Origin of the sequence: Dyella sp. (genome assembly GCF_035508675.1) — a bacterium.
Lineage (GTDB): Bacteria > Pseudomonadota > Gammaproteobacteria > Xanthomonadales > Rhodanobacteraceae > Dyella_B.
The window spans coordinates 1-3,086 of record NZ_DATJMN010000164.1 but is presented as its reverse complement, the minus strand read 5'-3'; the positions used below and the strand labels follow the sequence as shown (position 1 = coordinate 3,086).

Here is a 3,086-nt window from a genome sequence, read left to right as displayed (position 1 = left end):
ATGGACTGGCGCGAGAACCAGGTCGTGCGCGATCTGTTTCAGCTCGATGTGCAGAACCTGGCCGTCACCAATCCGGCGCATGTCACGGCGAGTGTTGCGCGATTGAGCGGGTTGGCCGAACTCAGCCGTCACAGCGACGGTTACGCCGTGCGTTGGGCCGATAACGACGGCGGCGCCCTGCGCGTGGATGTGGATCACTTCGGCACCCCACAGTCGGACATCCGTGCGGTGGCCAGCCGTCTGCAGCTTGCCTCGCTGCTGCCGTGGCTTGGATTGAAGCCCGGACTTTCCGAGGGGCTGGCGCAATGGATCGGGGCGGGGCAGCCCCACGGACAGATCGACCACGCGGTCTTCCATTGGAGCGCCACGACAGGCTTGCAGGTTTTGCACGGCCAGTTCACTGACCTGGGCATCGCGGCGATAGGCAAGCTGCCGGGCGTGGATCATCTGCATGGCGACATACGCGGCGATGCCGAAGCGGTCTCGTTGGTCTTGCCCGCGCAAGCGGCCACCCTCGATTTTCCGCGTACCTTCCGCAAACCGTTCGTGATGAGCCAGCTGGGCGGCAGCATCGCCGCATGGCAGGACCAGGAAGCCACGCATATCGGCATCGCCGCCCTGGATTTCGAAGGCGACGGCTATGGCGGCAACGCGCAGGGGGAGATCGCCTTGCCGCGCGACGGCAGCCGTCCGTTCCTCGATGTGTATCTCGCTCTTACACACGCTGACGTGAGTGCGGCCAAGTTGTTCTGGCCGGTCGATTCCTTGAATCCGCATGCCGTGGAATGGCTCGACCAGGCGTTCGTCTCCGGCCATATCGACGATGCCGCGGTGCTGGTGCACGGCAGCCTCGCGGACTGGCCGTTCCATCACAACGAAGGCCGTTTCGAGGCGCGCGCCGACATCAGCGATCTCACGCTGAGCTACGGCAAGAGCTGGCCGGTGGCCGAGCATATCCAGGCCGTCGCCAACTTCATCGATATGGGCATGTTGGTGGAGGCCAGTGGCGGCGACTCGCTCGGTGTGAAAGTGGATCGGGCGGTAGCGGTGATTCCCGAGCTGGCGCACACCACACTCGATCTGAACGTAAACGGCGAAGGCAACGCCCCGGACTTGCTCAACTTCGTCGGCAACAGCCCGATCGCGAACAAACATGCCGACGTGCTGGCCAAGCTCAAGCTCGGCGGCAGCGGCAGCTTCGATTTCCATCTGTCGTTGCCTATGCACGATATGCGGGATTTTCTGCTCGATGGCAGCGCCCAGTTGAAGGACGTCGACCTCAGCGCACCGCAGTGGAATCTACAGGTGGACAAACTCAATGGCCCGGCCACGTTCGACGCGCACGGTTTCCATGCCGGTCCGCTGGCGGGTGAATTTCGCGGCGAGCCGACCCAGGCGGACCTGGCCATTGCCGGGGCGACCGGCGATCCGAACGTGGTGTTGGGCGTCAAGCTTGACGGCAGCTATACCGTGCCCGAGCTGCTGCAGGGCTATCCGCAGTTGAAATGGCTCGGCGACGTGGCCGATGGGCGCAGCCAGTTCACCATCGGCTACCAGATCGCGCACGCTGGGGAAAGCAATCCCGATACCCAGACGCTCAACATCGATTCGCCGCTTACGGGCGTGGCGCTGAAATTCCCGGTGCCGTTGAACAAGGCGGCCGACGACACCTTGCCCTTGCACCTTTCGCTGAATGTGCCCACGGCCGGCAGCGAGATGCAGGTGCAGTTGGGATCGATCATGCGCGGGCGACTGCGTTTGCCCAACGGCGATGCGTCGCCGCTGGCGGCAACATTCGCGTTCGGCGACCAGATGCCCGACAGCCTTCCGGCCAAGGGCATGCGCATGCGCGGCGATGCGCCGGAGCTTGACGTCACCGGCTGGGTGAAGCAGTCGATTGCCGGTAGCGGCAGTGGCAACGGCATGAGCCTGGAGACGATCGACGTCACCACCGAACATGCCGAGGTGTTCGGCCGCGATTTTGCGCAGATGCATGTCACCGCCGAACCAAAGGCAGACACGCTGGAGCTGGACATCGATAGCGCCGCGGCCGCGGGGCATTTCAGCGTGCCGACGCTGGATTTGCCCAAGCGCGGCATTACCGCTCGCCTGCAGCGCATGTACTGGCCGAAGCAGCCCACCGCGCCGGCCAAGAAACCCGGCGAAGCGCCCGTGCCTGTGCCGGTGACCGATCCGGCCAATACTGGCATCGATCCGCACAGCATGCCGCCGCTGCATGTCTGGGTGCACGACTTGCGCCTGGACGATGCCAAGCTGGGCGAGGCGCGACTGGAAACCTGGCCGACGCCGGACGGCATGCATATCGATCAGCTTTCCACCCAATCCAGGAGCGTGCAGGTCCACGGCAGCGGCGACTGGAATGGCACGCCAACCCACAGCAACACGCGCTTGCGCGTGGATTTCGGAGCCAACAACCTTGGCGACATGCTGACCGCGTTCGGCTACGCCGGCATCTTCAACGGCGGCAAGACGCATGCGCAGCTAAATGCCACGTGGCCCGGGGGTCCGTGGGCGTTCGAGCTGGACAATATGGACGGCACGCTCAGTGTGGACGTCAGCAACGGCAGCATCCCCAAAGCATCCCCTGGCGTGGGCCGCCTCTTCGGACTTGCCTCCATTGCGGACCTGCCGCGCCGCCTCTCGTTCGATTTCAACGATGTGTTCGGCAAAGGCTTCGGCTTCGATTCGATCCAGGGCGACTTCAAGCTGGCGAGCGGCAATGCCTACACGGACAATTTGAAGGTGCATGGCCCCGCGGCGGAAATCAGCGTCAAGGGCCGTACCGGCCTGCGCAGCAGGGATTACGACCAGCAAATGGTTGTTATTCCGCACATCGGCAACAGCCTGCCGGTGGTGGGTGCCGTGGTTGGCGGCCCGATCGGCGCGGCCGCGGGCCTGGCCGTGCAAACGGTGCTGGGCAAGGGCTTGAACCACGCTGCCATCCAGCGCTACCGCATCACCGGCAGCTGGGATAAGCCGGTTTTCACGTCGGTCGGCGCAGCGGCGCAACCCGCGCCGGCCGCGAGTGCTTCCGCACCGGCGCCGGCCTCAAGCGCAGGGCGCTG

The 3,086-nt window shown here is 64.7% G+C and carries 1 protein-coding gene; it reads left to right on the top strand.

Going from position 1 to position 3,086, the window contains the following annotated elements; translation table 11 throughout:
• Positions 1-3,086: YhdP family protein (locus VMA74_RS09105; protein WP_325366324.1), on the top strand; the 3,086-nt coding region annotated here is incomplete at both ends.